The organism is Achromobacter sp. GbtcB20 (assembly GCF_019091095.1).
Classification (GTDB): domain Bacteria; phylum Pseudomonadota; class Gammaproteobacteria; order Burkholderiales; family Burkholderiaceae_B; genus Achromobacter; species Achromobacter mucicolens.
Genome location: NZ_JAGXJZ010000206.1, coordinates 1 through 504, shown reverse-complemented (window position 1 = coordinate 504; position 504 = coordinate 1). Strand labels below are relative to the sequence as shown.

Here is a 504-nt window from a genome sequence, read left to right as displayed (position 1 = left end):
TCGAGCACGAAGCGCACGCGCGAATTCATGGTGACGACGTCGGGCGGAATCTCCTGCGGCTCCACCATGTCGGCGCGCGACAGTTCCTCCAGCAGGGTCGCGCAATTGTCGGCCTGGGCCGCCGGCAGCGAATCGATCAGCGCCTCCAGGCGCTCCATGTCCAGCGACGATACGATGATGTTCGGTCTCATGTTCTAACTCCAGTGTGTGTGGCCGCATCCATGGCGGCCGGATAAGGGAAACTCACCCGATGACGCGGGCGAAGGTCGATGCGAGGGAGAGGCTCGGGAGGACGGGTGGCGTGGCGCCGACCGGGTTTATCCTCGCCGAGCCCCGAAGAGCCAGGCGAGATTTCGCGCGAAGCGCTGCACCGCGCGCGCGGCCATGATCGCGCGCTCGGACGGCGCGCGGGAAGAACGAGCGTAACGAACGGGCACGCAAAGACCTCCCTCGTTCAGGGGCGAACCGCAATGCTGGCAATTGCTCAGTAGGTTCATGGTCTTA

1 protein-coding gene and 1 pseudogene are annotated in these 504 nt (G+C 64.9%); both read right to left on the bottom strand.

The window, feature by feature from the left end:
• Positions 1 to 191 (bottom strand): annotated as a pseudogene (locus KVT32_RS28600) (nucleoside diphosphate kinase regulator); the annotation flags it as partial.
• A gap of 126 nt (positions 192 to 317) precedes the next feature.
• The coding region (locus KVT32_RS28595) for a hypothetical protein (RefSeq protein ID WP_217619260.1) at positions 318 to 504 on the bottom strand (187 nt) is incomplete at its 5' end.